Origin of the sequence: Streptomyces sp. NBC_00239, assembly GCF_036194065.1 — a bacterium.
GTDB lineage: Bacteria > Actinomycetota > Actinomycetes > Streptomycetales > Streptomycetaceae > Streptomyces.
Genome location: NZ_CP108095.1, coordinates 3,639,746 through 3,663,903 on the forward strand (window position 1 = coordinate 3,639,746; position 24,158 = coordinate 3,663,903).

General features: G+C 69.8%; 26 protein-coding genes. 5 read left to right on the forward strand and 21 right to left on the reverse strand.

From position 1 onward, the window contains the following. Positions 1-104: 104 nt before the first annotated feature. The 5 genes from OG764_RS15905 to OG764_RS15925 all read right to left on the reverse strand — a co-directional run bounded on the left by OG764_RS15905 (position 105) and on the right by OG764_RS15925 (position 4,914). Complete coding sequence (locus tag OG764_RS15905) at positions 105-1,442, reverse strand: dicarboxylate/amino acid:cation symporter (protein ID WP_328973029.1); 1,338 nt, start codon at positions 1,440-1,442, stop codon at positions 105-107. Between the two features lie 629 nt (positions 1,443-2,071). Next, positions 2,072-2,383, reverse strand: a complete 312-nt coding sequence (locus tag OG764_RS15910) for a DUF4229 domain-containing protein (RefSeq protein WP_443055943.1) — start codon at positions 2,381-2,383, stop codon at positions 2,072-2,074. Between the two features lie 139 nt (positions 2,384-2,522). Further along, positions 2,523-3,047 (reverse strand): GNAT family N-acetyltransferase, encoded by a 525-nt coding sequence (locus tag OG764_RS15915; protein WP_328969071.1) that lies wholly within the window; start codon positions 3,045-3,047, stop codon positions 2,523-2,525. A 198-nt stretch (positions 3,048-3,245) separates the two neighbouring features. Then, a complete protein-coding gene (gene mqnE, locus OG764_RS15920) occupies positions 3,246-4,409 on the reverse strand; it encodes an aminofutalosine synthase MqnE (RefSeq protein ID WP_328969072.1) in 1,164 nt (387 codons plus the stop codon). A 49-nt stretch (positions 4,410-4,458) separates the two neighbouring features. Beyond that, complete coding sequence (locus tag OG764_RS15925) at positions 4,459-4,914, reverse strand: Lrp/AsnC family transcriptional regulator (protein WP_328969073.1); 456 nt, start codon at positions 4,912-4,914, stop codon at positions 4,459-4,461. 123 nt (positions 4,915-5,037) lie between these two features. Here OG764_RS15925 and OG764_RS15930 point away from each other — a divergent pair, with 123 nt between their 5' ends. Next, positions 5,038-5,169, forward strand: coding sequence for a hypothetical protein (locus OG764_RS15930; RefSeq protein ID WP_328973301.1), 132 nt, complete (start codon positions 5,038-5,040; stop codon positions 5,167-5,169). Here the strand turns inward: OG764_RS15930 and OG764_RS15935 are convergent. From OG764_RS15935 to OG764_RS15950, 4 genes are all read right to left on the reverse strand, one after another. Beyond that, complete coding sequence (locus OG764_RS15935; protein ID WP_328969074.1) at positions 5,166-5,837, reverse strand: UbiX family flavin prenyltransferase; 672 nt, start codon at positions 5,835-5,837, stop codon at positions 5,166-5,168. The genes OG764_RS15930 and OG764_RS15935 overlap by 4 nt on opposite strands. Positions 5,838-5,917: 80 nt before the next feature. Continuing rightward, positions 5,918-6,838: a menaquinone biosynthesis prenyltransferase MqnP gene (gene mqnP / locus OG764_RS15940; RefSeq protein WP_443056222.1), complete on the reverse strand. Its 921-nt coding sequence runs from the start codon at positions 6,836-6,838 to the stop codon at positions 5,918-5,920. Then, the gene (locus tag OG764_RS15945) at positions 6,838-7,341 is read right to left on the reverse strand and encodes a hypothetical protein (protein ID WP_328969076.1); all 504 of its coding nucleotides are present in this window, start codon (positions 7,339-7,341) and stop codon (positions 6,838-6,840) included. Before OG764_RS15945 ends, mqnP begins: the two co-directional genes overlap by 1 nt. Beyond that, complete coding sequence (locus tag OG764_RS15950) at positions 7,338-8,795, reverse strand: menaquinone biosynthesis decarboxylase (protein WP_328969077.1); 1,458 nt, start codon at positions 8,793-8,795, stop codon at positions 7,338-7,340. Before OG764_RS15950 ends, OG764_RS15945 begins: the two co-directional genes overlap by 4 nt. 100 nt (positions 8,796-8,895) lie before the next feature. On the opposite strand from OG764_RS15950, the gene OG764_RS15955 reads away from it, so the two are divergent. Beyond that, positions 8,896-9,258, forward strand: coding sequence for a PLD nuclease N-terminal domain-containing protein (locus OG764_RS15955; RefSeq protein ID WP_328969078.1), 363 nt, complete (start codon positions 8,896-8,898; stop codon positions 9,256-9,258). A gap of 67 nt (positions 9,259-9,325) precedes the next feature. Here OG764_RS15955 and OG764_RS15960 read toward each other — a convergent pair whose 3' ends face one another. The 8 genes from OG764_RS15960 to hemL all read right to left on the reverse strand — a co-directional run bounded on the left by OG764_RS15960 (position 9,326) and on the right by hemL (position 17,664). Next, entirely contained in the window at positions 9,326-9,835 is a 510-nt protein-coding gene (locus OG764_RS15960) for an SRPBCC domain-containing protein (protein WP_328969079.1), read from the reverse strand. A gap of 69 nt (positions 9,836-9,904) precedes the next feature. Next, entirely contained in the window at positions 9,905-10,981 is a 1,077-nt protein-coding gene (gene ccsB, locus OG764_RS15965) for a c-type cytochrome biogenesis protein CcsB (RefSeq protein ID WP_328969080.1), read from the reverse strand. Continuing rightward, positions 10,978-12,807: a cytochrome c biogenesis protein ResB gene (resB, locus tag OG764_RS15970; protein WP_443055944.1), complete on the reverse strand. Its 1,830-nt coding sequence runs from the start codon at positions 12,805-12,807 to the stop codon at positions 10,978-10,980. The genes ccsB and resB overlap by 4 nt, the downstream gene beginning before the upstream one ends. Before the next feature lie 18 nt (positions 12,808-12,825). Next, a complete protein-coding gene (locus tag OG764_RS15975) occupies positions 12,826-13,548 on the reverse strand; it encodes a cytochrome c biogenesis CcdA family protein (protein ID WP_328973032.1) in 723 nt (240 codons plus the stop codon). A 40-nt stretch (positions 13,549-13,588) separates the two neighbouring features. Continuing rightward, a complete protein-coding gene (locus OG764_RS15980) occupies positions 13,589-14,215 on the reverse strand; it encodes a TlpA family protein disulfide reductase (RefSeq protein WP_328969081.1) in 627 nt (208 codons plus the stop codon). A 77-nt stretch (positions 14,216-14,292) separates the two neighbouring features. After that, complete coding sequence (locus tag OG764_RS15985; RefSeq protein ID WP_328969082.1) at positions 14,293-15,537, reverse strand: hypothetical protein; 1,245 nt, start codon at positions 15,535-15,537, stop codon at positions 14,293-14,295. Positions 15,538-15,667: 130 nt separating this feature from the next. Further along, on the reverse strand, positions 15,668-16,342 hold the full coding sequence (locus OG764_RS15990) for a histidine phosphatase family protein (protein ID WP_328969083.1): 675 nt from the start codon (positions 16,340-16,342) through the stop codon (positions 15,668-15,670). Next, positions 16,339-17,664 carry a glutamate-1-semialdehyde 2,1-aminomutase gene (gene hemL / locus OG764_RS15995; RefSeq protein ID WP_328969084.1) on the reverse strand — a complete coding sequence of 442 codons (1,326 nt, stop codon included), beginning with the start codon at positions 17,662-17,664 and terminating at the stop codon, positions 16,339-16,341. Before hemL ends, OG764_RS15990 begins: the two co-directional genes overlap by 4 nt. Before the next feature lie 126 nt (positions 17,665-17,790). Between hemL and OG764_RS16000 the strand changes: the two genes are divergently transcribed. Continuing rightward, positions 17,791-18,375: a hypothetical protein gene (locus tag OG764_RS16000; protein WP_328969085.1), complete on the forward strand. Its 585-nt coding sequence runs from the start codon at positions 17,791-17,793 to the stop codon at positions 18,373-18,375. A gap of 67 nt (positions 18,376-18,442) precedes the next feature. Here OG764_RS16000 and OG764_RS16005 read toward each other — a convergent pair whose 3' ends face one another. Next, positions 18,443-19,759 carry a tyrosine-type recombinase/integrase gene (locus OG764_RS16005; RefSeq protein ID WP_328973033.1) on the reverse strand — a complete coding sequence of 439 codons (1,317 nt, stop codon included), beginning with the start codon at positions 19,757-19,759 and terminating at the stop codon, positions 18,443-18,445. A gap of 1 nt (position 19,760) precedes the next feature. After that, the gene (locus OG764_RS16010; RefSeq protein WP_328969086.1) at positions 19,761-20,078 is read right to left on the reverse strand and encodes a helix-turn-helix domain-containing protein; all 318 of its coding nucleotides are present in this window, start codon (positions 20,076-20,078) and stop codon (positions 19,761-19,763) included. 456 nt (positions 20,079-20,534) lie between these two features. Here OG764_RS16010 and OG764_RS16015 point away from each other — a divergent pair, with 456 nt between their 5' ends. Together OG764_RS16015 and OG764_RS16020 are read left to right on the forward strand one after the other, a co-directional pair. Then, positions 20,535-20,711: a helix-turn-helix transcriptional regulator gene (locus tag OG764_RS16015; protein ID WP_443055945.1), complete on the forward strand. Its 177-nt coding sequence runs from the start codon at positions 20,535-20,537 to the stop codon at positions 20,709-20,711. Between the two features lie 342 nt (positions 20,712-21,053). After that, positions 21,054-21,386 carry a hypothetical protein gene (locus OG764_RS16020; protein ID WP_328969088.1) on the forward strand — a complete coding sequence of 111 codons (333 nt, stop codon included), beginning with the start codon at positions 21,054-21,056 and terminating at the stop codon, positions 21,384-21,386. Positions 21,387-21,906: 520 nt separating this feature from the next. On the opposite strand, the gene OG764_RS16025 is transcribed toward OG764_RS16020, so the two are convergent. Both OG764_RS16025 and OG764_RS16030 read right to left on the reverse strand, forming a co-directional pair. Then, positions 21,907-23,448, reverse strand: a complete 1,542-nt coding sequence (locus tag OG764_RS16025) for an FG-GAP-like repeat-containing protein (protein ID WP_328969089.1) — start codon at positions 23,446-23,448, stop codon at positions 21,907-21,909. Between the two features lie 95 nt (positions 23,449-23,543). Further along, positions 23,544-24,047 (reverse strand): hypothetical protein, encoded by a 504-nt coding sequence (locus OG764_RS16030; RefSeq protein ID WP_328969090.1) that lies wholly within the window; start codon positions 24,045-24,047, stop codon positions 23,544-23,546. Positions 24,048-24,158: the final 111 nt, after the last annotated feature.

Genomic DNA, 24,158 nt, shown 5'->3' on the forward strand with positions numbered 1-24,158 from the left:
GGTGAGGCGCGCGCCGGGCGGGCCGAAGCCCCCCGCCCGGACGGGGGCGAGGGGCTTCGGGGAACGGGCCGGCGGTCGGAGTGCGGCCGGGCCGGGCGCTCGGGTCAGGCCGTGGCCGGGACCGCGGCCTTCGGGGCGGGGTCGGCGGCCGTGGGCTCGTCGATCGGGGAGGCCGAGGCGGTGGCGTAGGCCTCCTTGTCGAGGATGCCTTCGCGGGCGGCGACGACGACCGGGACGAGGGCCTGGCCGGCCACGTTGGTGGCGGTGCGCATCATGTCCAGGATGGGGTCGATGGCCAGGAGCAGGCCGACGCCCTCCAGGGGGAGGCCCAGCGTGGACAGGGTCAGCGTCAGCATGACCGTGGCGCCCGTCAGGCCCGCGGTGGCGGCGGAGCCGACGACCGAGACGAAGGCGATCAGCAGGTAGTCGCCGACGCCCAGCGGGACGTCGAAGATCTGCGCGATGAAGATCGCGGCGAGCGCCGGGTAGATCGCGGCGCAGCCGTCCATCTTGGTGGTCGCGCCGAACGGGACGGCGAAGGACGCGTACTCCTTCGGGACGCCGAGGCGCTCGGTGACCTTCTGGGTGACGGGCATGGTGCCGACCGAGGAGCGGGAGACGAAGGCCAGCTGGATGGCGGGCCAGGCGCCCTTGAAGAACTGGAGCGGGCTGACCTTGGCGACGGTGGCGAGCAGCAGCGGGTAGACGCCGAACATCACGAGCGCGCAGCCGATGTAGACGTCCGCGGTGAAGGTCGCGTACTTGCCGATCAGGTCCCAGCCGTAGTCGGCGATGGCGTAGCCGATGAGGCCGACGGTGCCGATCGGGGCGAGGCGGATGACCCACCACAGGGCCTTCTGCAGCAGCTCCAGCACCGACTCCGACAGCGTCAGGATCGGGGCGGCCTTCTCGCCGAGCTGGAGGGCGGCGATGCCGGCGACGGCGGCCATGAAGACGATCTGCAGGACGTTCAGCTCGGTGAAGGGCGTGATGACGTCCGAGGGGACGATGCCGGTGAGGAAGTCGATCCAGGAGCCGGTGTGCTCCGGGGTCTTGCCGTCCTTCGGGGTGAGGCCGGTGCCCGCGCCCGGGTCGGTCAGCAGGCCGATGGCGAGGCCGATGCCCACCGCGATCAGCGAAGTGATCATGAACCACAGGAGCGTGCGGGAGGCCAGCCGCGCGGCGTTGTTGACCTTGCGGAGGTTGGTGATCGACACCAGGATCGCGAAGAACACGAGCGGGGCGACGGCCAGCTTCAGCAGCTGGACGAAGATGTCGCCGACCTTTTCGAGGGTGGTGTAGAGCCAGCCGATGTCCTGGCTGCGGGCGAGCCAGCCGAGGAGGACGCCGAGCACGAGGCCGGCGACGATCTGGGCCCAGAACGGGAACTTGAACGAGGCTCCGGCCTTGGGGGCCGCCTCGGGGGCTGCGGGCTTCGGTATCGCGGACACGGACACACTCCGGAGTGGACGCACGGGGGTGGGGACGGGGGTTCTGCGGGGCGTTCTTGCGGTGCGGCAGCCGGGGGCCGGCCGGCCGGGACCGCTGCCGAGTCGCTTCGGTCCGACCCTCACGGCCATCCAGCCTTGCGGTCGGACGGCCTTACGGCCAGACGGCCTTTCGGCCATACGGCCTTGCGGCGGAGGGAACGGGTCCGGACTCAGACTCGCGCGGGGCTGAGGTTTCAGCGACAGCAGCAGGCCGCGGACACACGGCGGCAGAGGTCGACGTGCAGGCGCGCCACGAGCAGGGTGCTCCTGGCTTGGCGGGGCGCGGCGGCGGTCAACATGTTGAAACGCTAACACTTTCCCTTTGAGAATCTCAAAGTCTGACTTTGGGCTGATGGTGTGCGGGGGCACCGGAAAACGGCCCCGGAAACGCCGCCGCCCCGGTGGCGGACGGTATGTCCGACATCGGGGCGGTGTGAGATGTGATGAACCTTACGCACCCGTGCGGCGCGGAGGGCGACTCAGGGAGCAGGGACGGCCCGGCAGGCGAAGGACGCGGGCGGGCGTACGACGCGGGCGGCCGACCCAGGAGGCGGAACGCGGCCCAGGAGGCGGAACGCGGCTCAGGAGCGGGTGCGCGCCGCGTCGTCGGCGTCGTCCTCCTGGTTGCGGTTGCCGGCCAGCATGCCCTTGAAGTCGTCGACCGCGGGGCTGATCTGCACCGACATCTCGTCGCGCTGCTTGCGCAGGAGGACGAAGGAGAGCGGGGCGGAGAGCACGAGCGCCAGCAGGACGACCCAGATGTAGTTGGAGTCGCCGATCGCGGCCGGCAGCACTTCCAGCTGCACCAGCCCGAGGACGGCGATCAGGCATCCGAAGAAGATGCCCAGCCGCATGGTCGTGTAGCGGACGGTTGCGCTCGCCTTGAGGGCCACGGCACGCCTTCTCTCTTCATTGGTACGTCGGTCCCGCCCGTCCAGTGAAGCACGCGCGCCCCCGCCCCCGTGAAGCGGGCACGGCATCGGCCCGACCCGAGACCGCGGGTGGGCATGGCGGGCCGGGCGGCCCGGCGGGTCAGTGCAGCGGCAGCAGCATGGTGATGTCGTCGCGGTCGTCGCCCGGGCCCACCCGGATCGCGCCCGGCACCCGGCCGACCTCCTTGTAGCCGCAGGCCGCGTAGAAGCGCTCCAGGCCGTGGCCGCCGCGGCAGCCCAGCCGGATCGCCTCGATGCCGGGCATCGCGCGGGCGGCGTCGGCGAGCGCGGCCATCAGGTCGCGGCCGTGGCCGCGGCCCTGGCGGGCCGGGTCGACCATGACCGTGAACGCCCAGACCCAGTGCCGCTGCAGCGCGTGCCGGTTGGGTACGAGGAACGCGGCGGCGGCCACCCCTCCCCGCGCGTCGCGCCCGACGACCAGCCGGGTCCGGCCGGCGCCCATCTCGGCCAGGTGCCGGGCGAGTTCCGGCCGGATGTCGTCGGGGGTGACGGGCGGTACGAAGCCGATGGCTCCGCCGGCGTTGGAGGCGTCGGTCCACACCCGGACGAGCCCGTCGCGCAGGTCGGGGTCCATCACCGGATCGAGAGTGAACGTAAGGGTCATGGGGCGAGTTTATCTATTACCGTCGACTTTCCGCCAGTGCCCCCAGACGTGAATGGGGCGCGAAGAAGCCCCGTCCCCGCCCGCCCTGGAGACCAGGAGCGGAGAACGGGAAACGGGGCTTCGACGGTGCGGCCGGACCGGAACGACCGGCGCGCGCCGGAGGACCGGAACGACCGGAACGACCGGCGCGGCGGCAGGTCAGAGCCGCATCGGCTGCGGCGACTCGCGCAGCGCGGCGTCCGGCCCGGGGTACTCGCGGATGATCTCGTAGCGGGTGTTCCGCTCGACCGGGCGGAAGCCGGCCTCACGGATCAGGTCCAGCAGGTCGTCGCGCGTCAGCTTGTTCGGCGTGCCGTAGTTGTCCGCGTCGTGCGTGATCTTGTACTCGACGACCGAGCCGTCCATGTCGTCCGCGCCGTGCTGGAGCGCGAGCTGGGCGGTCTGCACGCCGTGCATCACCCAGAACACCTTCACGTGCGGCACGTTGTCGAAGAGCAGCCGCGAGACCGCGAAGGTCTTCAGCGCCTCGGCGCCCGTCGCCATCGTGGTGCGCGCCTGGAGCTTGTTGCGGACCTTGCCGTCCTTCATGTCCACGAAGTCGTGCTGGTACCGCAGCGGGATGAAGACCTGGAAGCCGCCGGTCTCGTCCTGGAGCTCGCGCAGCCGCAGCACGTGGTCCACGCGGTGGCGCGGCTCCTCGATGTGCCCGTAGAGCATCGTCGCCGGGGTCTTGAGCCCCTTCTCGTGCGCGAGGCGGTGGATGCGCGACCAGTCTTCCCAGTGGGTGCGGTGGTCCACGATGTGCTGGCGGACCTCCCAGTCGAAGATCTCGGCACCGCCGCCGGTCAGCGACTCCAGGCCGGCCTCGATCAGCTCGTCCAGGATCTCCGACGCGCTGAGCCCCGAGATGGTCTCGAAGTGGTGGATCTCGGTGGCGGTGAACGCCTTCAGCGAGACGTTCGGCAGCGCCTTCTTCAGCTCGCTGAGCGAGCGCGGGTAGTAGCGCCACGGCAGGTTCGGGTGCAGACCGTTGACGATGTGCAGCTCGGTGAGGTTCTCGCCCTCCATCGTCTTGGCCAGGCGCACGGCCTCCTCGATGCGCATCGTGTACGCGTCCTTCTCGCCCGGCTTGCGCTGGAACGAGCAGTACGCGCACGACGCCGTGCACACGTTGGTCATGTTGAGGTGGCGGTTGACGTTGAAGTGCACGACGTCGCCGTTCTTGCGCGTGCGCACCTCGTGGGCGAGGCCGCCCAGCCAGGCCAGGTCGTCCGACTCGTAGAGGGCGATGCCGTCCTCACGCGTCAGCCGCTCGCCGGAGCGGACCTTCTCCTCCAGCTCGCGCTTGAGCCCAGCGTCCATGTGCCGGTCGCCTCCTCTAGATGTCCTGCAACCCGGACCCACCGTACTCTCAGCCCTCTTCGGGAAGTTCCCCGACCCGGTTCTCCCACTTCGTGGAGAGCACGATGGTGGTCCGGGTGCGCGAGACGCCGCGGGTCCCCGACAGCTTGCGGATGATCTTCTCCAGGCCGTCCACGTCACTGGCGCGCACCTTGAGCATGAACGAGTCGTCGCCGGCGATGAACCAGCAGTCCTCGATCTCGGCGAGGTCGCGCAGCCGCCGCGCCACGTCCTCGTGGTCCGCGGCGTCGGAGAGGGAGATGCCGATCAGCGCGGTGACGCCGAGGCCGAGCTCGGCCGCGGCCACCGTCGCGCGGTAGCCGGTGATCACACCGGCCGTCTCCAGCCGGTTGATGCGGTCGGTCACGCTCGGCCCGGACAGGCCGACGAGCCGTCCGAGCTCGGCGTACGACGCACGCCCGTTCTCCCTGAGTGCCTGGATGAGCTGCCTGTCCACCGAGTCCATATGCCTGGAGCCTTCCATTGTTCAGCGATCTCGCAAGTTTACGTATAGAATCTAAGGCGCACAGGGTCAACACCCTGTGAATCTTTTAGCAGATCAAAGACGATCTTTCAGGAGTGGTTCACCGTGTACACGATCGAGATGGCCTACGCTCACATGCGACAGCTGCAGGAGCTGGCCAACCGATCCCGTGCCCACCAGCCCGCAGCCGCCAAGCGTGCCGACAAGGTCCACGCCCGCGGCGCCAAGAAGCGCTAACCACGAGGCCGGGAGCCACCGAGCTCTCCCTCCCAACGGCGGTACAGCCGGTGCGGCACCCCTGCCGCGTCCAGCACCCGCCCGGCGACGAAGTCCACCAGATCCTGGATGTGCGTCGCCCCCGCGTAGAACGCCGGAGAGGCGGGCAGCACCACGGCGCCCGCCTCGTCCAGCGTCACCAGATGCTTCAGCGTCTGCCCGTTCAGCGGGGTCTCCCGCACCGCGACCACCAGCCGGCGCCGCTCCTTGAGCATCACGCTCGCCGCCCGCTGGAGCAGGTCCTTCGACAGCCCCAGCGCCACCCCGGCCACACACGCGGTGGAAGCGGGCACGATCAGCATCCCCTTCACCGCGTACGAGCCACTGCTCGGCCCGGCCGCGAGGTCCCCCGCAGCCCAGTGCCGTACGTCCTCCAACGGGACGTCGCGGAAGGTGTCGGCGGTTCCGTCGGCGCCGCGCGCCAGCCACCGGGCCAGGTCGTCACGCCAGTGCGCGTCCCGGAAGGCGATCCCGGTCTCGTCCAGCAGGGTGAGCCGCGAGGCGCGGCTGACCACGAGGTCGACGCTCTCCCCGGCCGCCAGCAGTCCGCGCAGCACCGCCGCCGCGTACGGCGTACCGGAAGCCCCGGACACCCCGACCACCCAGGGGGTCCGCTTGCCGTCAGTCATGGGTCCGAGGGTATCCGGCCACCCTCGACCGGAGCTTGACGCGGGTGCCCGTCAGACCGTGTGACCCTCGCCCGATCGGGCTACCGGCCCAGCCCCCGCACCACCAGGTCGGCCAGCGCGAAGACGAACAGGGCCATCCCGATGAAACCGTTCACCGTGAAGAACGCCCGGTTCAGGCGGGACAGGTCGTGCGGGGTGACGATCGTGTGCTCGTAGAGGAAGGCTGCCGCGACGAGCAGCAGGCCCACCCAGAACAGCGGACCGGCGTCGGTGGCCAGCGCGTACCCGACGAACAGCGCCATCGTGACGGCGTGGCAGGCGCGCGCCCCCCACAGGGCGGCCGGGACGCCGAAGCGGGCCGGCACCGACATGACGCCCTCGGCGCGGTCCGCCCGCACGTCCTGGCAGGCGAAGATCAGGTCGAAGCCGCCGATCCACACGCCGACCGCCAGGCCCAGGACCACCGCGTCCCAGGACCACTCGCCGGTGATCGCGAGCCAGGCGCCCACCGGGCCCATCGCCTGGGCCAGCCCCAGGATCGCGTGCGGGAAGTTCGTGAACCGCTTCCCGTACGGGTAGACCACCATCGGCACCACGGCGACCGGCGCGAGCGCCAGGCACAGCGGGTTCAGCAAGGCCGCGGCCCCCAGGAAGACGGCGACGGCGACACCCGCACCGGTCCACGCCGAGCGCACCGACACCGCGCCGGTGACCAGCTCGCGGGAGGCGGTACGCGGATTGCGGGCGTCGATCTCGCGGTCGATGATCCGGTTGCAGGCCATCGCGAAGGTCCGCAGGCCCACCATCGCCACCGTCACCAGCAGCAGCTTCGTCCAGTGGACCTCGCGGTCCAGCTGGAACATCGCGGTCAGCGCCGCGATGTAGGCGAAGGGCAGCGCGAAGACCGAGTGCTCGATCATCACCAGCCGCAGGAAGGCCCGCACCTTGTTGTCGGCGCGCGGCGCGGGGCCGGGCCCGACGACCCCGTCGGCGGTGGTCATCATGCGAGGCTCCGGAGGAAGTCGTCGAGGTCGGCCAGCAGCTCGTCGGCGGGCACCGGGCCCGTCTCCACGGTCAGCTCGGCCGCGGTGTCGCCGTCCGCCTCGGGCAGGGTGACGTGCGCCGTGAAGCGGTACGCGCCGGCCCCGGCGGGGTGGGCGTCCAGCCGCAGCACGCTGCCGCCGTCCACGGTGAACGGCCGGGCGTCCGCTCCTGCCGCGCCGGCCAGCTCGGCCCGCAGCTGTTCCGCGAAGTCCGCGGGCTCGCGGTCGCGCACGCCGGGCAGCTCAAAGCCGTCGCCCTCGCCGTCGCTCTCGACGAGGACGGCCCAGACGTCGCCGGGTCCCGCGAACTCCTCGGGGCTGACGCCCGCCTCGGCGGCGGCGGCCCGGAGCTCCGGATCCGCCGGGTCGAGCGCGGGGCGCACCAGGGCGACGTAGCCGCTGTCGGTGCCGATGAACAGGGCGGGGCCGCTGTCGGCAGGTCCGCCGTCGGTGGGGCTCACAGTCCGTATTCCTTCCAGCGGCGGTCCACGAGGGCCGCCGTAGCCGGGTCCGACTCCACCATGTCCGGCCAGCCGCCGTCGCGGGTGTAGCCCTCCTCGGGGAGCTTCTTGGTGGCGTCGATGCCCGCCTTGCCGCCCCAGAACTGCTGGTACGAGGCGTGGTCCAGGTGGTCCACCGGGCCCTCGACCACGGTCAGGTCGCGGGCGTAGTCGGTGTTGCCCAGGGCCCGCCACGACACCTCGTGCAGGTCGTGCACGTCGCAGTCGGCGTCCACCACGATGATCAGCTTGGTCAGCGACATCATGTGGGCGCCCCAGATGGCGTGCATGACCTTCTGCGCGTGCTTGGGGTACTTCTTGTCGATCGAGACGATCGCGCAGTTGTGGAAGCCGCCCGACTCGGGCAGGTGGTAGTCCACGATGTCCGGCACGATGATCTTGAGGAGCGGGAGGAAGAAACGCTCCGTCGCGCGGCCCAGCGGGCCGTCCTCGGTCGGCGGCCGGCCGACCACGATCGACTGAATCAGCGGCCGCTTGCGCATGGTGACGCAGTCGATGGTCAGGGCCGGGAAGGGCTCCTGCGGGGTGTAGAAGCCGGTGTGGTCGCCGAAGGGGCCTTCGGGGAGCGTCTCGCCCGGCTCCAGCCAGCCCTCGATGACGACCTCGGCGTTGGCCGGGACCTGGAGCGGCACGGTCTTGCAGTCGACCATCTCGATCCGCTTGCCCGCGACGAAGCCCGCGAACAGGTACTCGTCGATGTCGCCGGGCAGCGGCGCGGTCGACGCGTACGTGACGGCCGGCGGGCAGCCGAAGGCGATCGCGACCGGCAGCCGCTCGCCGCGTTTGGCGGCGACCGCGTAGTGGTTGCGGCTGTCCTTGTGGATCTGCCAGTGCATGCCGATGGTGCGCTTGTCGTGGCGCTGGAGGCGGTAGAGGCCGAGGTTGCGGACCCCGGTCTCCGGATGCTTGGTGTGGGTGAGGCCCAGGTTGAAGAAGGAGCCGCCGTCCTTGGGCCAGGTGAAGAGCGCCGGCAGCCGGTCGAGGTCCACGTCGTCGCCGGTGAGGACGACCTCCTGGACGGGGGCGGAGTCGCCCTTCACCTTCTTCGGCGGCACGTGGACCATCGAGCCGAGCTTGCCGAAGGCCTCGCGGACCCCGATGAAGCCCTGCGGCAGCTCCGGCTTGAGCAGCCCGCCGATCTTCTCGCTGATCTCGGCGTACGACTTCAGTCCGAGGGCCTTCAGGAGGCGCCGGTCGGTGCCGAAGACGTTCATCGCCAGAGGCATGTCGGAGCCCTTGACGTTCTCGAAGAGCAGGGCCGGGCCGCCGGCCTTGTTCACTCTGTCGACGATCTCCCCGACCTCCAGGTACGGGTCGACTTCGGCCTTGATGCGCTTGAGGTCGCCCTCCCGCTCCAGAGCCCGGAGCAGCGAGCGGAGATCGTCGTAAGCCATGCGGCCAAGTATCGGGCACGCACTACCCTGGAGAGGTCACCGGGGGCCGCCGCGGCCCCCGTCCTTGCCTCGCCCACTGCCTGGGGGTCGGTCCCACACCGTGCTGCGCTATCTGCCCTTCCTGCTGGTCATCGCGCTGACGATCTACGCGTTCATCGACTGTCTGCACACGCCCGAGGAAGAGGTCAAGCACCTGCCGAAGGTGGTGTGGGTGATCATCATCCTGCTGTTCTCGATCGTCGGCCCGGTGGTGTGGCTGTTCGCGGGCAAGAAGCGGGCCGCCGCGGGCGGCGGGGGCTACGGCGGCGGCTTCGGGGGCGGCGGCCGGACCCGCTGGGTGGCGCCGGACGACAACCCGGAGTTCCTGCGGTCCCTGCGCGACGAGCGGGCCGACGGCGGCAAGGACCGGGAAGCGGACGACAAGAACGACGAGAACAAGGACAAGGACGACCCGAAGAGCTGAACCGCGGGGTCCCCGAAGAGCGGAACCGCGGCGGTCCCACGGGCCGGCGCGCGAGGGGTCCGAGGTCTCAGGGCGTGCCCGCGTAGTGGGCGCGCAGCTCGGCCCGGCGCTCCCCCGTCCACGCGTCCCAGTCCGTGGGGTGCCCGTCGAGGGCCCGGGCGAGGCGCTCGAAGTGGTCGTGCCAGTCGGCGAGGGCGTCGAGCCGGTCGGCGTCCGTGCCGTCGCGTTCGTTGGTGAAGCGGACCACGGTCGCCCCGGGCCCGGCGGGCTCCAGCAGGAAGCGGATCCGGCCGTGCTCGGCGAGGGTGTACTCGGCGACGTGTTCCACGTCCCAGGCGGTGACCCGGCCCGGGACGGGGGCGCCGGTGCCGCGCAGGCGAAGGGCGACCTGGCCGCCGATCCGGCGTTCGAACCGGTCGGCGGCGGCCAGCCAGCCGCGCAGTCCCTCGGCGGTGGCGAGCGCCGCCCAGACCGGCTCGTAGGGGTGCGGCAGCCGCAGCTCGAAGCGGAGCAGGAAGCGGCCTTGGCCCCGGTGCTCGCTGGTGACACGACCCACGGCGGTCGTCGATGCGGTCATGCCACCAGCGTTACTCCGTCCGGGCCGCGGCGCACCCGCAGGCCCGGGGTGCGGGTGCGGTCGGGCGGCTCAGACTCCGGCGTACGAGTGCTTGCCGCTGAGCAGGATGTTCACGCCGTAGTAGTTCCAGATCCAGCAGGCGAAGGCGAAGAGCGCCAGGTAGGCGGCCTTGCGGCCCTTCCAGCCGGCCGTCGCGCGGGCGTGCAGGTAGCAGGCGTACGCGACCCAGGTGACGAAGGACCAGACCTCCTTGGGGTCCCAGCCCCAGTAGCGGCCCCAGGCGTCGCCGGCCCAGATGGCACCCGCGATGATCGTGAAGGTCCACAGCGGGAAGACGGCCGCGTTGATGCGGTACGAGAACTTGTCGAGCGAGGCGGCCGAGGGCAGCCGCTCCATGACCGACTTGGAGAAGCGGCCCGGCGTGCGGCCCTCCTCCAGGCGGCTCTCGTACGAGTCGCGGAACAGGTACAGGACGGTGCCGGTGGCGCCGATGTAGAAGACCGCGCCGCAGATGATCGCGGTGGAGACATGGATCCACAGCCAGTACGAGTCCAGGGCGGGCACCAGCTGGTCGCTGTCGGTGTAGAGCCAGGTGGTGGCGACGCCGAGGTCCAGCAGGACGGTGGTGACCAGGATCAGGCCCATCCAGCGGACGTTCTTCTTCAGGGCGAGCAGTACCAGGTACGCGCCGACGGCCACCGTGGAGAAGGTGATCGAGAACTCGTACATGTTGCCCCAGGGGGCGCGCTGCACCGACAGGGCGCGGCAGGCCACGCCGACGGCCTCGATCAGGAAGCCGAGGGTGGTCAGGGAGACCGCGATCCGGCCGTAGAGGTCGCCCTTCTCGGTGCCGCCGGCCGCGCCGGGGCCGTCGGGCAGGTCGCGGGTGCCGGCCGCGGCGCGGGTGACGACCTGCGGGCGGTCGAGAACAGCGGTGCCCCCGGCCTTGGTGCGGACCTGGACGGCGGGCGCCTTGGCGCCGCCGGTGAGGGCGGCGGCGGTGCGGCCGACCTTGCTGCGGCTGCCGAAGACCCACTCGGCGATGTGGGCGAAGAAGGCGAGCGTGTAGACCGCCATCGACGAATAGATCAGCACATTGCTGATGTGCGCCAGGTTCTCGTTGGCGGCGACTGCGAGCGGGGTCATCCGCGCTCTCCTTCTCCTTCGGCGGGGCTTTCGGCAGGTGCGGGGGCAGCCGCCGCGGCGGGTGCCTCGTCGGACGCGGGCTCGGGCTCGGTGTCCGGCTCGGGCTCGGCGGCCGGGTCCGGCTCGGCGTCCGGTGCGATCGGCGCCCGTCCGCTCAGCGCGGCGGCCAGGTCGGCCAGCTCCTCGGGGAGCTTGGCGGACTCGCTGCGGCCGAGACCCGCCATCTCGACGACGGTGGCGCCGTCGGGACCGGTCACGGCGCGGACCCACACCCGGCGCCGCTGGATGAAGAGGGAGCCGGCCAGGCCCAGCACGGCGGCGGCCGCGCCCGCGAGGGCGAGTCCGTTGGCGGGCTGGTGGGAGATCTGGAAGGTGGCCCAGCGCTCGACGCCCTCGAACTTCACGGTGCCCGCGCCGCCCGGCAGGGTCATCGTCTCGCCGGGCCGCAGCCGCTGCTTGAACAGCTGGCCGTCCGCGCCCTTGAACTCCTTCATCTTGGTCTTGTCGAGCCGGTAGACGTTCTGCGGCAGACCGGAGTCCATGCCGAGGCTGCCGTGGTACGCGTTGAGCGCGAGCACCGGGTAGTCCAGGGCGGGGAACTGGGAGAACATCTGGCCCTTGCCGGCGCCGGCGAAGGTCGGGACGAAGAAGGCCTGGAAGCCGAGCTGCTCCTTCTTTCCGTCCTTGTCGCGGTAGCCGTCGGTCACCTTGACCGCGCCGGTCGAGGTGATGTTGGAGTCCATGGGCAGCAGCGGCACGGCCTCCTTGAAGATCACCTTGCCGCGCGGGTCGGTCACCGAGAGGACCGGCGCGTACCCGTGGCCGAGCAGGTAGACCTTCGAGCCGTCGATGTCGAGCGGCTTGTTGACCTCGATGTCGGCCTTGGTCGGGGTGCCGTAGGCGCCTTCGCTGTAGGTGACGTGCGCCTTGAAGGTGCGGGGCGTGCCCTTCTGCGGGCCGGTGCGCTCGTACGTCGCGTCGAAGCGGTCCAGCGTGAAGCTGAACGGGACGAGGCCGTCGCGGTCGAAGAGGCTGCCGGCGCGGAAGTCGTCGTACTGCGTCATCGTGTTGGAGAAGCCGGTGCCGCGGACGACGAGCTTGCCGCCCTCGGACTTGTACAGCTGGCCGGCCGCGAACGCCACCAGCATCACGATGAGCGCGATGTGGAAGACGAGGTTTCCGGCTTCGCGCAGGTAGCCCTTCTCGGAGATGACGGAGTCGGTGTCGGCGTCCACCCGGAAGCGGCGGCCCCGCAGGATCTCGCGCGCGGCGCCGAGCACCTCGTCGGGGGCGGTGTGCGTGCGCCAGGTCGCGTAGGCCGGCATCCGGTCCAGGCGGCGGGGGGTGCGCACCGGGCGGCCGCGGAGCTGGCCGACGAACTTCCAGGTGCGCGGCACGATGCAGCCGATGAGGGAGACGAACAGCAGGATGTAGATCGCGGAGAACCACACCGAGCTGTAGACGTCGAAGAGCTGGAGCTTCTCGAAGAGCGGCACCCAGAACGCGTGGGTGCGCTTCCAGTCGGCCACCTTCAGCTCGTCGACGTTCGTCTGCGGGACGAGCGAGCCGGGGATGGAGCCGAGGGAGAGCAACAGCAGGAGGATCAGAGCCACCCGCATGGAGGTGAGCTGGTGCCAGGTCCAGCGGATCCAGCCGAGGACGCCGACGACCGCGGGGGCGGCCGCGCTCTCCTCCTGGGGTGCGGTGGACATGGCGGCGCCGGCTTCGCCGAGTGCGGCGGCCTCGTCGCCGGGGCGCGTGCCGCCGGTGTCGTTCCCGTCCGGCTCGGCGGCCGGGGCGCTGCTCTTGTTGTCGGTCGTGCTCATACGCGCGTACTCATTCGCTCAGATCCCCACCGTGAAGCCGTTGGTCCACACCTGCATCTCGCTGACGATGGTGTTCCACACACCTGTGACGAGCAGCAGACCGGTGAGGATCAGCATGCCGCCGCCGATGCGCATCACCCATGCGTAGTGCTTCTTGACCCACCCGAATGCGCCCAGCGCCTTGCGGAAGGCGACGGCGGTGAGCACGAACGGCACACCCAGTCCGAGGCAGTACGCGGTGGTGAGCACGGCCGCGCGGCCGGCGCTGGCCTGGTCGAGCGCGAGGGTGGTCACGGCGCCGAGGGTGGGCCCCATGCAGGGGGTCCAGCCTATGCCGAAGAGCACCCCGAGGACCGGGGCGCCGAGGAGTCCTGCGGTCGGCTTCTTGTGGAAGCGGAACTCTCGCATCGTCAGGCCGGGGATGAGGCCCATGAAGAAGAGTCCGAGCAGGATGACGACTCCGCCGAGCACTCTGGAGATGATCTCCCGGTGCTCTTGGAGGGTCTGGCCGAAGAAGCCGAAGAGCGCGCCGCCGGAGACGAACACGGCGGTGAAGCCGAGGACGAACAGGCCCGCGCCGGCCACCATCCGGCCGCGCCGGGCCTCGGCGAGGTCGGAGCCGCCGACGCCGGTGACGTAGGAGAGGTAGCCGGGGACGAGCGGCAGGACGCAGGGCGAGAAGAAGGAGACGAGCCCGGCGAGGACTGCGATGGGCAGGGCCAGTATCAGGGCCCCGCTCATGACCGTCTCGTTGGGCTCGACGGCGAGGGTCAGCACCGGATCACTTCTCCGCCGCGATGGGCTCGATCATCTTGCGCAGCTGGTCCTCGCCGAGGCCGATGAGCGCGCGGGCGGCGATCTTTCCGTCCCGGTCGAGTACGAGCGTCGAGGGGATGGTCTGGAGGCTGAGGGTGCCCTTGGGGAAGCGCAGCAGGAGCTTGCTGTCCGGGTCGTGCAGGCTCCGGTAGGGGATCCCGAACTCCTCGTCGAAGGCCTGGGCGGCCTGCGTGGTGTTGCGGATGTTGATGCCCACGAACTCGACGCCCTTGGACTTGAGGTCCTTGGACACCGTGGCGAAGTGCGGGGCTTCGGCCCGGCAGGGGGCGCACCAGGAGCCCCAGACGTTGAGGACGACGACCTTGCCCTTGAGGTCGGCGACGTCGAGGGTGCCGCCGTCGACGGTGGCGCCGTCGAGCTTGGGGGCGGGCTTGCGGTCCGCCTTGGCGACGTTGTAGACGCCGCCGGAGCCGCGCACGAAGTTGATGCCGGATCCGTTGGAGGTGCTGCCGCCGCCGTCCGTGTCTCCGCACGCCGTCAGGGTCAGGGCGCCCGCGGCCGTCACCGCGGTCAGCAGGAGTGCGCGGCCGCTGGTCGAGCGGCTGCGTCGGGGGGCGCTGCTAAGGCTCATGTGAAAAGTTTCGCATGGGCGTTTTATGGATCTTGCGCACCCCCCGGCGGACTCCGGGAGGAGGCCGTACCGCGAGGTCAGGCCGCCGAGAGGTAGGATTTCCAGCCGCCGGCCGGGGACTGGCCGGGGGTCAGTTCGCGGAGCCTGGCGAGGACCTTCGGGTCCTGGACGTCGAGCCAGTCCACGAACTGCCGGAAGGATACGAGGCGTACGTCCTTTTTGTCCGACATGGCCTTGAGGGCTTCCTCGACGGCATCCATGTAGATCCCGCCGTTCCACTCCTCGAAGTGGTTGCCGATGAACAGCGGCGCGCGGTTCGACTCGTACGCCCGCTTGAAGCCGTTGAGGTAGGCGCCGGTGGCCTGCCGGCGCCAGGCCGGGTAGTTCGACGGGACGCCGCGGGTGGCGTTCTTCGACTGGTTGGCCAGGATGTTGTAGTCCATGGACAGCACCTCGAAGGAGTGGCCGGGGAACGGCAGGCCCTGCAGCGGCAGGTCCCAGATCGCGCCCTTCTTCGCCGGCCACATCTGCAGCCCGCCCGGCGAGCTCGCGTCGTAGCGCCAGCCCAGCTTCTCCGCCGTCGGCAGCAGCGCGTCCCGGCCGAGCAGGCACGGGGTGCGGGCGCCGATCAGTTCCTTGTCGTAGTCGAACGGCAGCGGCTCCAGGTCGGTGAAACCGGTGTGCGTGCGCCAGTTCTTGACGAAGGACTTGGCCTGGTCGATCTCGTCCTGCCAGTCGGCCTGGCTCCAGTTGCCGACCGAGCCGGAACCCCCGCAGAAGTGCCCGTTGAAGTGCGTGCCTATCTCGTGGCCGTCGAGCCACGCCTGCCGGACGTTCTGCAGGGTGAGGCGGACGTTCTCGTCCTTGAGGTAGCCGATGTCGGACGCGCCGACCCGGTTGTTCGGGGGCCGGTAGAGGTTCTTCTTCGACTCGGGCAGCAGGTAGATGCCCGAGAGGAAGAACGTCATGGCCGCGCCGTGGTCCTTGGCCACCTTCAGGAAGCGCGGGAAGAGGCCGTTGCCGACCTCGCCCGCGCCGTCCCAGCTGAACACGACGAACTGCGGCGGGGTCTCCCCCGGCTGCAGCGGCACCGGCTTCCCGGGCTGGTGGGGCTGCGGGCCGGTGTCCGCGGTGGAGCCGTCGCCGATCGGCTTCGCGGCCGGGCCGCTCGGCCGTGGGGAGCCGGTCTTGATCGGACCGAGGGCGCCCTTGCCGGCGCCGGACGAACCGCCCGAGCTACAGCCCGCGATGCCCGCCGCGGCCGCCGCCCCGAGCCCCAGACCGAGTGCTCCCCTCCGGGTTATCCCGCCGAAGTCGCGCATGTGCACCGTTCCCGTCCCCGTCGTTCGCGAGCCCTCACCCTGTCCATATAAACGGACAATTGGTAAGAGGGGTCTACCCGACACGGTGGTTCCCGCGCAGCACGCGTTTATTGGGGATGGCCGATAACGATCAGGCGCCGAACGCCTTCGACTTCCCCTTCACCGGCTTCGCACCCGCCAGCAGGTGCGAGGGCACCAGGTCCCGCGCCGGCTCGCTGTACCCGACCGACACCAGCCGGTCGCCCTCGTACGTGAACGACGTCAGCGAGGCCAGCGTGCACTGCCGGCGCCGCGGGTCGTGCCACAGCCGGCGCTTCTCCGCGAAGCTCCGCACGATCCAGATCGGCAGCTGATGGCTGACCGCCACCGCCTCGTGACCGCGCGCCGCGTCCCGCGCCGCCTCCAGCGCGCCGGTCATCCGCACGACCTGCTCGATGTACGGCTCGCCCCACGAGGGACGGAACGGGTTCGTCAGGTGCTTCCAGTTGCCGGGCTTGCGCAGCGCGCCGTCGCCGACACCGAAGGTCTTGCCCTCGAAGACGTTCTCCGCCTCCAGCAGCCGCGAATCGGTCGCCAGGTCCAGCCCGTGGCTCTTGGCCACCGGCGCCGCGGTCTCCTGCGCCCGCTCCAGCGGCGACGCCACGACGTACGTGATGTCGCGGCCCTCCAGGTGCTCGGCCACCCGGTCGGCCATCAGCCGGCCCAGCTCGGACAGGTGGTAGCCGGCCCGGCGGCCGTAGAGCACGCCGTCCGGGTTGTGCACCTCGCCGTGCCGCATCAGGTGGACAACGGTGATCTCGCTCATGCCGTGGCCTCCGTCGCCTCGGCGGCCGCGCGGGCCGCGGCCGGCAGCGCCGCCGCGATGCGCTCGACCGCCCGCTCGTCGTGGGCAGTGGAAACGAACCAGGACTCGAACGCCGACGGCGGCAGGTACACGCCGTCCGCGAGCATCGAGTGGAAGAACGCGTTGAAGCGGAAGGACTCCTGCTTCTTCGCGTCGTCGTAGTTGCGCACCTCGTCCGCGGTGAAGAACACCGAGAACATGTTGGACGCGGTCTGCAGCCGGTGCGCCACGCCCTCCTTGGCGAGCGCGCCCGTGACCAGGCCCTGGATCTCCTTCGACACCGCGTCGACCTTCACGTACGCGGCCTCGTCCAGCAGCCGCAGCTGCGCCAGGCCCGCCGCGGTCGCCACCGGGTTACCGGAGAGCGTGCCCGCCTGGTAGACCGGGCCGACCGGGGCCAGGTGGCCCATGACGTCCGCGCGGCCGCCGAAGGCCGCAGCCGGGAAGCCGCCGCCCATGACCTTGCCAAAGGTCATCAGGTCGGGCTTGACCCCGTCGACGCCGTACCAGCCGGCGCGCGAGGTGCGGAAACCCGTCATGACCTCGTCGGAGATGTACAGCGCGCCGTCCTCGCGGCACAGGTCGGACAGACCCTGGTTGAAGCCCGCCGCCGGCGTGACCACGCCCATGTTGCCGGGCGCCGCCTCCGTGATCACACAGGCGATCTGGCCGGGGTGCGCGGCGAACGCGGCCCGCACCGATTCCAGATCGTTGTACGGCAGCACGATGGTGTCGCCGGCCTGCGCGCCCGTGACACCCGGGGTGTCCGGCAGCGCGAACGTCGCCAGGCCCGAGCCGGCCGCGGCCAGCAGCGCGTCCACGTGCCCGTGGTAGCAGCCCGCGAACTTCACGACCTTCGCCCGGCCCGTGAAACCGCGCGCCAGCCGGATCGCCGACATCGTGGCCTCGGTGCCCGACGACACCAGCCGCACCTGCTCCACCGGCTCGATCCGGGCGACGATCTCCTCGGCGAGCGCGACCTCGCCCTCACCGGGCGTACCGAACGACGTGCCGCGCGCGACGGCCGCCTGGACGGCCTCGATGACCTGCGGATGGGAATGGCCGAGGATCATCGGCCCCCACGAGCAGACGAGGTCGACGTACTCGCGGCCGTCGGCGTCGGTGAGGTACGGACCGGTACCGGACACCATGAACCGGGGCGTTCCGCCCACGGCGCGGAACGCGCGTACGGGAGAGTTCACGCCGCCGGGGGTCACGACTGCCGCCCGGTCGAAAAGAGTCTGCGAAACTGGGGCCTGGTATGGGTAGCTCACACCAGCCATGGTGTCAGAGCCCCGGACCGTCTTGCGGACAGGTGTTTCACCGTCGTGCCGCGGGGGAGGTCACTGCCATGATGATCAGGCTGCGCGGTGGGGTCCGGGCGGCCGGTAGAGCAGTCGGGTGGAGATATGCAACGCGGTGGCGGACCGGGCGAGGGAACCGACGGGCTGGACGGCCTGGGTCCTGAGCGCGCCCGCGGCCGCCGCGGCAGGCACCGGCGCAAGACGACCGACGCGGCAGCGGTACCGTCCACGAGCAGGAATGGGGGCCGCGGCATGGGGGTGACGTACAAGTACTTCGGCGCGCCCGACGGCGCCACGGCGGCCCGCGTCCCGATCTCCATGCGCCCCGAGGAACTCGGCGGCGACGAACTCGGCATGGGCGGCCTCTTCACCAAGATCAAGCCGGAAACCGTGGCCGCGATGGTCCTGACCGGCATCGAGGGCATACCGCTCCACAAGGTCCCCCCGCTGGAGCTCGTCGTCCTGCACCCCGACTACGCGGTGGTCAAGCTCCCCATGACCGTCGTCGACCCGCTGCGCGACATCGCCGAGGAATCGGTGGGCGCGGCCGCCTTCATCTGGTCCACGGTCCCCGACCGCGGCGGCCCCCGCGACGCCTTCAACGTCTACCAGCTGCTCCACGAGTGGCAGGACTTCTCCATCCGCCTCCACGAGGCCGGCCACCAGCCGTACTGCCTGGTCTGGCCCTGACCTGGTCTTTGGTCATGCTCGGACGGCCCTGCGCAGGGGCTGCCCGGCCGCGCCCGGAAGCCGCCCGTCAGGCGGCCAGGGCACATTGAGGGCACACGGCTGAGGAACGCGCCCTGGGTGTGCCCTCCGCCTCGGTGCCATCGCCTTCATCGGTGAAGGCCGCGTCGATCGCCTTACGCGTCCGCGTCTCGCTTGTCGGCAGCAGGTGCGTGTAGGTGCGCAGGGTGAAGCCAGGGTCCGAGTGCCCGAGGTACTCCGAGAGCGCCTTGATGCTCTCCCCCGCGTCCAAGAGGACGGACGCGTACGCGTGCCGGAGGGCATGCATCCCGTCCTCCGGGGCGGACTGGAGGTACTTCGCACCGCGCTCGCGGGGCGGGATGACCCCGGCCGCGGCGAGGGCGAGCTTCCAGACTCCCTGGTTGAAGACGCTGCGGTTGTACGCCCGCCCCTTCTCGTCCACGAAGAGGAGCCGGAACGTCTTCGGTTCACCGTCAGGCTTGCCCCAGGGCAAAGTGACCGCGGTCGGCGAGAACTCCTTCATGTGGACCTTCAAGGCTGCGGCGAGCTGCGCGGACAGCGGCACCGAGCGGATCCGGTTGCCCTTGGGCAGAGCGAACACGGCCTTCGTGCCCACGATCCGCACCTGGCGGTTGACGTGGATCCAGCCGCCCTTGAAGTCGATGTCCGTATCGGCGATGCCGAAGACCTCGCCCTGGCGGAGGCCGCAGCCGAAGGCCAGCTTGCCACCTCCCTGGAAGCGCTTCGGCAGGCCGGCGATCACCGCGCGCACCCGCTCCAGGGTCCACGGGACGACCTTCTTCTTGGTCACCGTGGGGAGCTTGACCGAGCTCGCCTTGCAGGGGTTCTTGGGCAGCAGGCCGTCGTCCACGGCCGCCCCGAGGATGCTGGAGAGGACGTCGAAGATCCCCTCGATGGTCGACGCTCCGAGGTCCGTGTCCTGGAGCTTGCGTATCCAGCCCTGGATGGTGGACGGCTGGTTGAGCGAGCGCAGCTCGCGCCGTCCGAGGTGGGCGGTGATGTGGTTGCGGACCGTGGCCTCGTACCGGAGGGCGGTCGTGGGGCCGGCGGAGTTCGCTTCCAGCCACTTCTGCGCGTAACTGGCGAGCGTCTCCTTGGTCGCGCTGGGAGCGACGTAGGTGCCGTGCCGCAGTTCGACGTCGACCTCGGCGGCCCGGTTGTCGGCCGCCGCCTTCGTCTCGAAGTTCTCCTTGCGCTGCTGTTGGTCGAGGTCGCGGTAGCGGACCTGCCAGCGCTTGCCGATCCCATGGTCGGCGGTCGGCACCATCGGCCTGGTACGGCTCCTGTGCTCGGCGCAGTCGGCCTCCCCAGGCTTGGGGTGGGACTTGTGCCAGCGGTCGTACACGTCAGCCAAGAAGGGCCTCCCGGAAGCGGTCGAGGGTCCAGGAGGCGGAGCGGGCGACGGGGTTCGGCTCGCTCCACACCGGCAGCAGGGCGGTGGGCGACACCCCGAGGGCGGCAGCGATGACGACGAGGTCGTCGATGTCGCAGCGCCGACGCGCGCGTTCGGTGCGGCTGACGGCGATGTTCGTCAGCGGCCTGCCCAACGCGGTGCAGCGCTCGGCGAGCTGCCGCTGGGAAAGTCCGCGCAGGAGTCGTATTCGTTCGATGGTGCGGGCGACTTGGAGTCCCGCTGGGCCGATTTCTACAGGTCGAGTTGCCATGACGAATAGCCGTAACTCGATTTCCGACACCTGGCAATAGATAGCTCACAAACTCCTCAACAGTTGGAATTATTGAGCATTACTAGAGTCCAGACGCACCACCTCAGATCCCTTCACCTCAAGCCGTTGACCTGCACTAATAGCGATTGCACGGCAGGCAGGACCCACCAAGGGCGAGCATCGGGTGACGCACCCCACACTCGCGAGCAGGGTCGGAATTGAGCCCTATTTAGAGAAACTAGAGCTACCGCCAGGGGCTATTTAGTCAACCGGGGATCCGCACCTACTGTTACGGAACTCGACGCCCGTCGAGGCGAATGCAAAGTCCTCGGAATGCCACTGGACTTTTGCATCCGGGGCATGGCTGTGTTGTCCACGCCCGACGTCCGAAACCGCAATTGGAGCCCTATGCCCCGCACGTCCTCCCACCGCTCCGGCACTGCCGGGCGGGAGTCCATGGCCACTCCCCAGGAGGTCGCCTCCTACCTCGATGTACCGGTGAAGACGCTGTACCAGTGGAAGTACCGGGGAATCGGTCCCAACGTCCACAAGGTCGGCCGCCGCCTTCGGTACCGCTGGCAGGACGTGGACGTATGGCTGCGTAACCAGGCGGCGTACGACCTCACCGCCTAATCCCGACGAGCACGGGACAGCAAAGCGGCCCCGGCGGGCCAACGCCGAGGGCCGAAGATTCCACATCGCATCGCCCAAGCCTGAGCAATTGACCCGGTGGCGGCAGGGCTGGTCCTGCCCCACCACAACGCGATCGGCGTGGAAGGCAGAAAGGGCACGGCGCCTTCTGCGGAAGAAAACTCGTCCACGCCCCCGCCCACGTCACTCCCTGCGCGATCGAGCGATAGGGATCGCCCGGGAATCGATGAACCGCTCCAGCCACCACCCAGCTCGCGGGCTCCTCAGGTGCGAACCTGCCCGAACTGCTCTTGGCGTCCATGGACATCGATCCCAGGAGTCGAGGTGCGCCCCGGCTGGGAGCAGCGTGGCGATGAGCTCTACATGGTCGCGCAGTGGAGGTCGGCCGCGTCGCAGAGGCTGGACGTCTGGATCTGGCTGAAGGATGCGACTGGTTCCAAGGCTCTCTATCCCGCCGACCCGCCCGCGATCGGGTACTACAACATGACAACTGGATCCGCAGGGTTCATCAAGAAGCAGAAGATCGGCGTGCCGCTAGAGAAGGGGCGGCGCTACGAGGTCTGCATCTACGTCCTGCCGTACAAGCCCAATCAGCCCGGCCCCAAGATTTCCAATCCTGAGGTCGACGGGCTGATGGCCGGTGTGCTCTATGAGTGAGATCCAGGTGCTTGCGTGCCGGCGCCCCTGCATGAGGTCTTCGCAGCCTGGCGCGGCGAGGCAACCTGGCGCACGGGCGGATGCTCGTGCGCCCGGGTCATTGCGCGAGGTGCAGGTTGGGTGCCCCCATGCCCGGGCTGGAGCAGGAGGGCTATCTGACGTCGCCCACGGCGGTGGAACTCGGCAACGCTCCTGAAATCGGACAAAGCCCCAGGTCGGCGACCTGGGGCTTTGTTTGTCGTCTGGACCTTTCAGGCTGCGTCGCGCCCTCCGCTTGCCCGATCACCCGCCACCTCGGCCTGGTGGGCGGACATGGACGTCAGACGGGCCGGAGCGACCGCCCTCGCAGCCTCGGGCCCTCTGCGCTGTTCGTCTCAGGCCAGGTGGCCTGGCTGTGTTGGGTGTGGGGGCTGGACAGGGTTGCCCTTGTCCAGCCCACTGTCGACGGCCGTGTTGTGCAGCGCTCGTCGGGCCTGTCTATGCTGCGCCCCTCGCCGCGGTCGGCCCCGGGGGTTAGGGGTTAGGGGAGGGTGGGCCAGGCAGGGGTGCCGGGAGCGATTTTGCCGGCGCCGTCGCCTCGGTAGAGGTTCATGCCGTTGTCCCAGCGGCCGAGGATGTCGGCTTTCCCGTCGCCGTCGAAGTCCGCGGCGTGGATCTGCATCTTGCCCCAGGTGTTGTCGGGCCAGATGGAGACGCCCTTGTTGAGGCCTCCTTGGGCGTTGCCGTCGTACCGGGCGAGGGTGCCGCTCGAGGTGAGGCCGATGACATCGTCAAGGCGGTCGCCAGTGAAGTCGGCGGCGGTGAAGAGCTTCATGCCCTTCCAGGAGTTGTCCGGCCACATGTTGCGCTTAGTGCCGCTGAGGGTGCCGTCGGGGGCTGCGGAGTAGGCGTAGAGGCCGCCGTTGTTCCAGATGGTGATCAGCCCGTCGCGGCTGCTCTTGTCGGGCTTGAAGCGGGTGATGTCCAGCATGCCGCTCCAGTCGGTCCCGTCCGGCCACATGCGCTTGGCGGAGGCGAACGAACCAGAGGCCTGGCCTGCGTAGAGCTGGAGGCTGCCGTCGGACCAGACGGAGGCGACGTCGGCGTGGCCGTCGCCGTTGAAGTCACCACCGATGAGCTTCTTGACGCTCTTCCAGCTTCCGTCCTGCTTCCACAGGGCCCTTCCGTACTCGAAGGTGCGGTCGGTGCGGCCATGGAAGGCGTGGAGGTTGCCGTCGTTGGTGACGGCGGCGATGTCGGCACGGCCGTCACCGTTGAAGTCGGCGCTGGTCATGACGTCGCTGACGTTCGGTACGAGGTCGCTGAGGCGGATCTGCTGGATCCAGTCGGCGATGTCGTCAGTGCGGGTGGAGACGCCGTCGGTTCGGGTCTCCGTCTCACCCAGGCAGCCGCCCTGCCAGGCACGGGTGTGCAGTCCGGCCAGCTCCAGGTTGCCGCCGCGTTCGCGGAGTGCGGGACCGCCCATGTCTCCCTTGCACAGGGTGCCGGTGGTCTTGGGCGCGACGGCGAGCGTCGTGGGGGAGGCAGCCGACACCGTGAACGTACTGACCCGCAGCTTGTTGGGTGTCCACTCGGTCTTCGTGCGGCCGAATCCTGCCATCTGCAGTTCCTCGCCCGCCTCGGGCGGGGTGGTTGCGATGTCGACGGTGTCGATGTTCGAAGCGCGCTTGGCGAGCTTGACCATGACGACGTCGCGCTCGGCTCGGGGGAGAAGCTCGACGGCTTCGGTGACGAGCCCGGCGGTGGCGGACAGGTCGGTGCGGCCGACGGTGATGGTCGTCTTCTGCTTCGGCTTGCCGGCGGCCACAGTGCCGGTGGCGTCGGTGGCGAAGCAGCTCTTGGACGTAAGGACCCACAACGGGTCGACGAGTACGCCGGAGCACGCACGCGCCGGGTCGCCTTCGCCGATGACGAGCTTGGCGGTGAACGCATAGATGTCTGGGGCGGTCGTGCCGACGGTCGCCCGGGCAGACTGGGTGGTGCCGGTCCACAGGAGGCTGGTGGCCAGGGCTGCGGTAAGACCGGCTGCCGTCCATGTGAGGCGAGGACGGGAAGTGGACATGGTGGTTCCTAGGATGAAGGCAGGACGACGCCCAAGCTGACGAGACGTCGGATGATGATCACGGAGCGCGCTGCGCCGGGTGGCGTGGGCCCAGCTCAGTTCAGGACGCGCAGCTCGATGAGGGTCGAGCGGACCCTGCTCGCGCCGGCCTCGCCGTAGCCGGTGAAATCGTTGGCCGGGGCCTCGATGACGTCCGTCTTACCATCGGCCTTGATCGTGGTCCGCACCGGGTATGCCGCGGTCGTGATGCCGTAGGCGTCGGGCAGCTCGAGCGTCACATAGGCGGGCTTGGCCTTGACGTCGAAACAAAAGGTCTTGTCACCCGTACGCGAAATGATCTTGATGTCCGCGACACCCTCGCAGGCAATGAGGTTGATACGGCCATCACCACGCTTGAGCGTGATACCCGAGTCGGCCTTGATGGCCGCGGAACCGGGGTAGGAGAAGTTTTCCAGCAGGCTGGGAATTTCCGTCTCGGAAACTGCCGCCGGCGCTGCCGCGTGGGGCTCTGCGTGGGCGAGGCCAAACCCCGTAGCCGCCACCGCCATTACCGAAGCCAGTGCGAGGGGCAGAGCCTGCCGCGCGCGAAGGATAGACACAATTGGCCTTTCAGGGGCAGGAATAGAGGTCTGGTCAGGACCTCGCAAGCCACAGAAGTTAATCATGGGTAGCGATGCGGAATGTCCGCTTCCTCTGTGATCCGCCTCTCA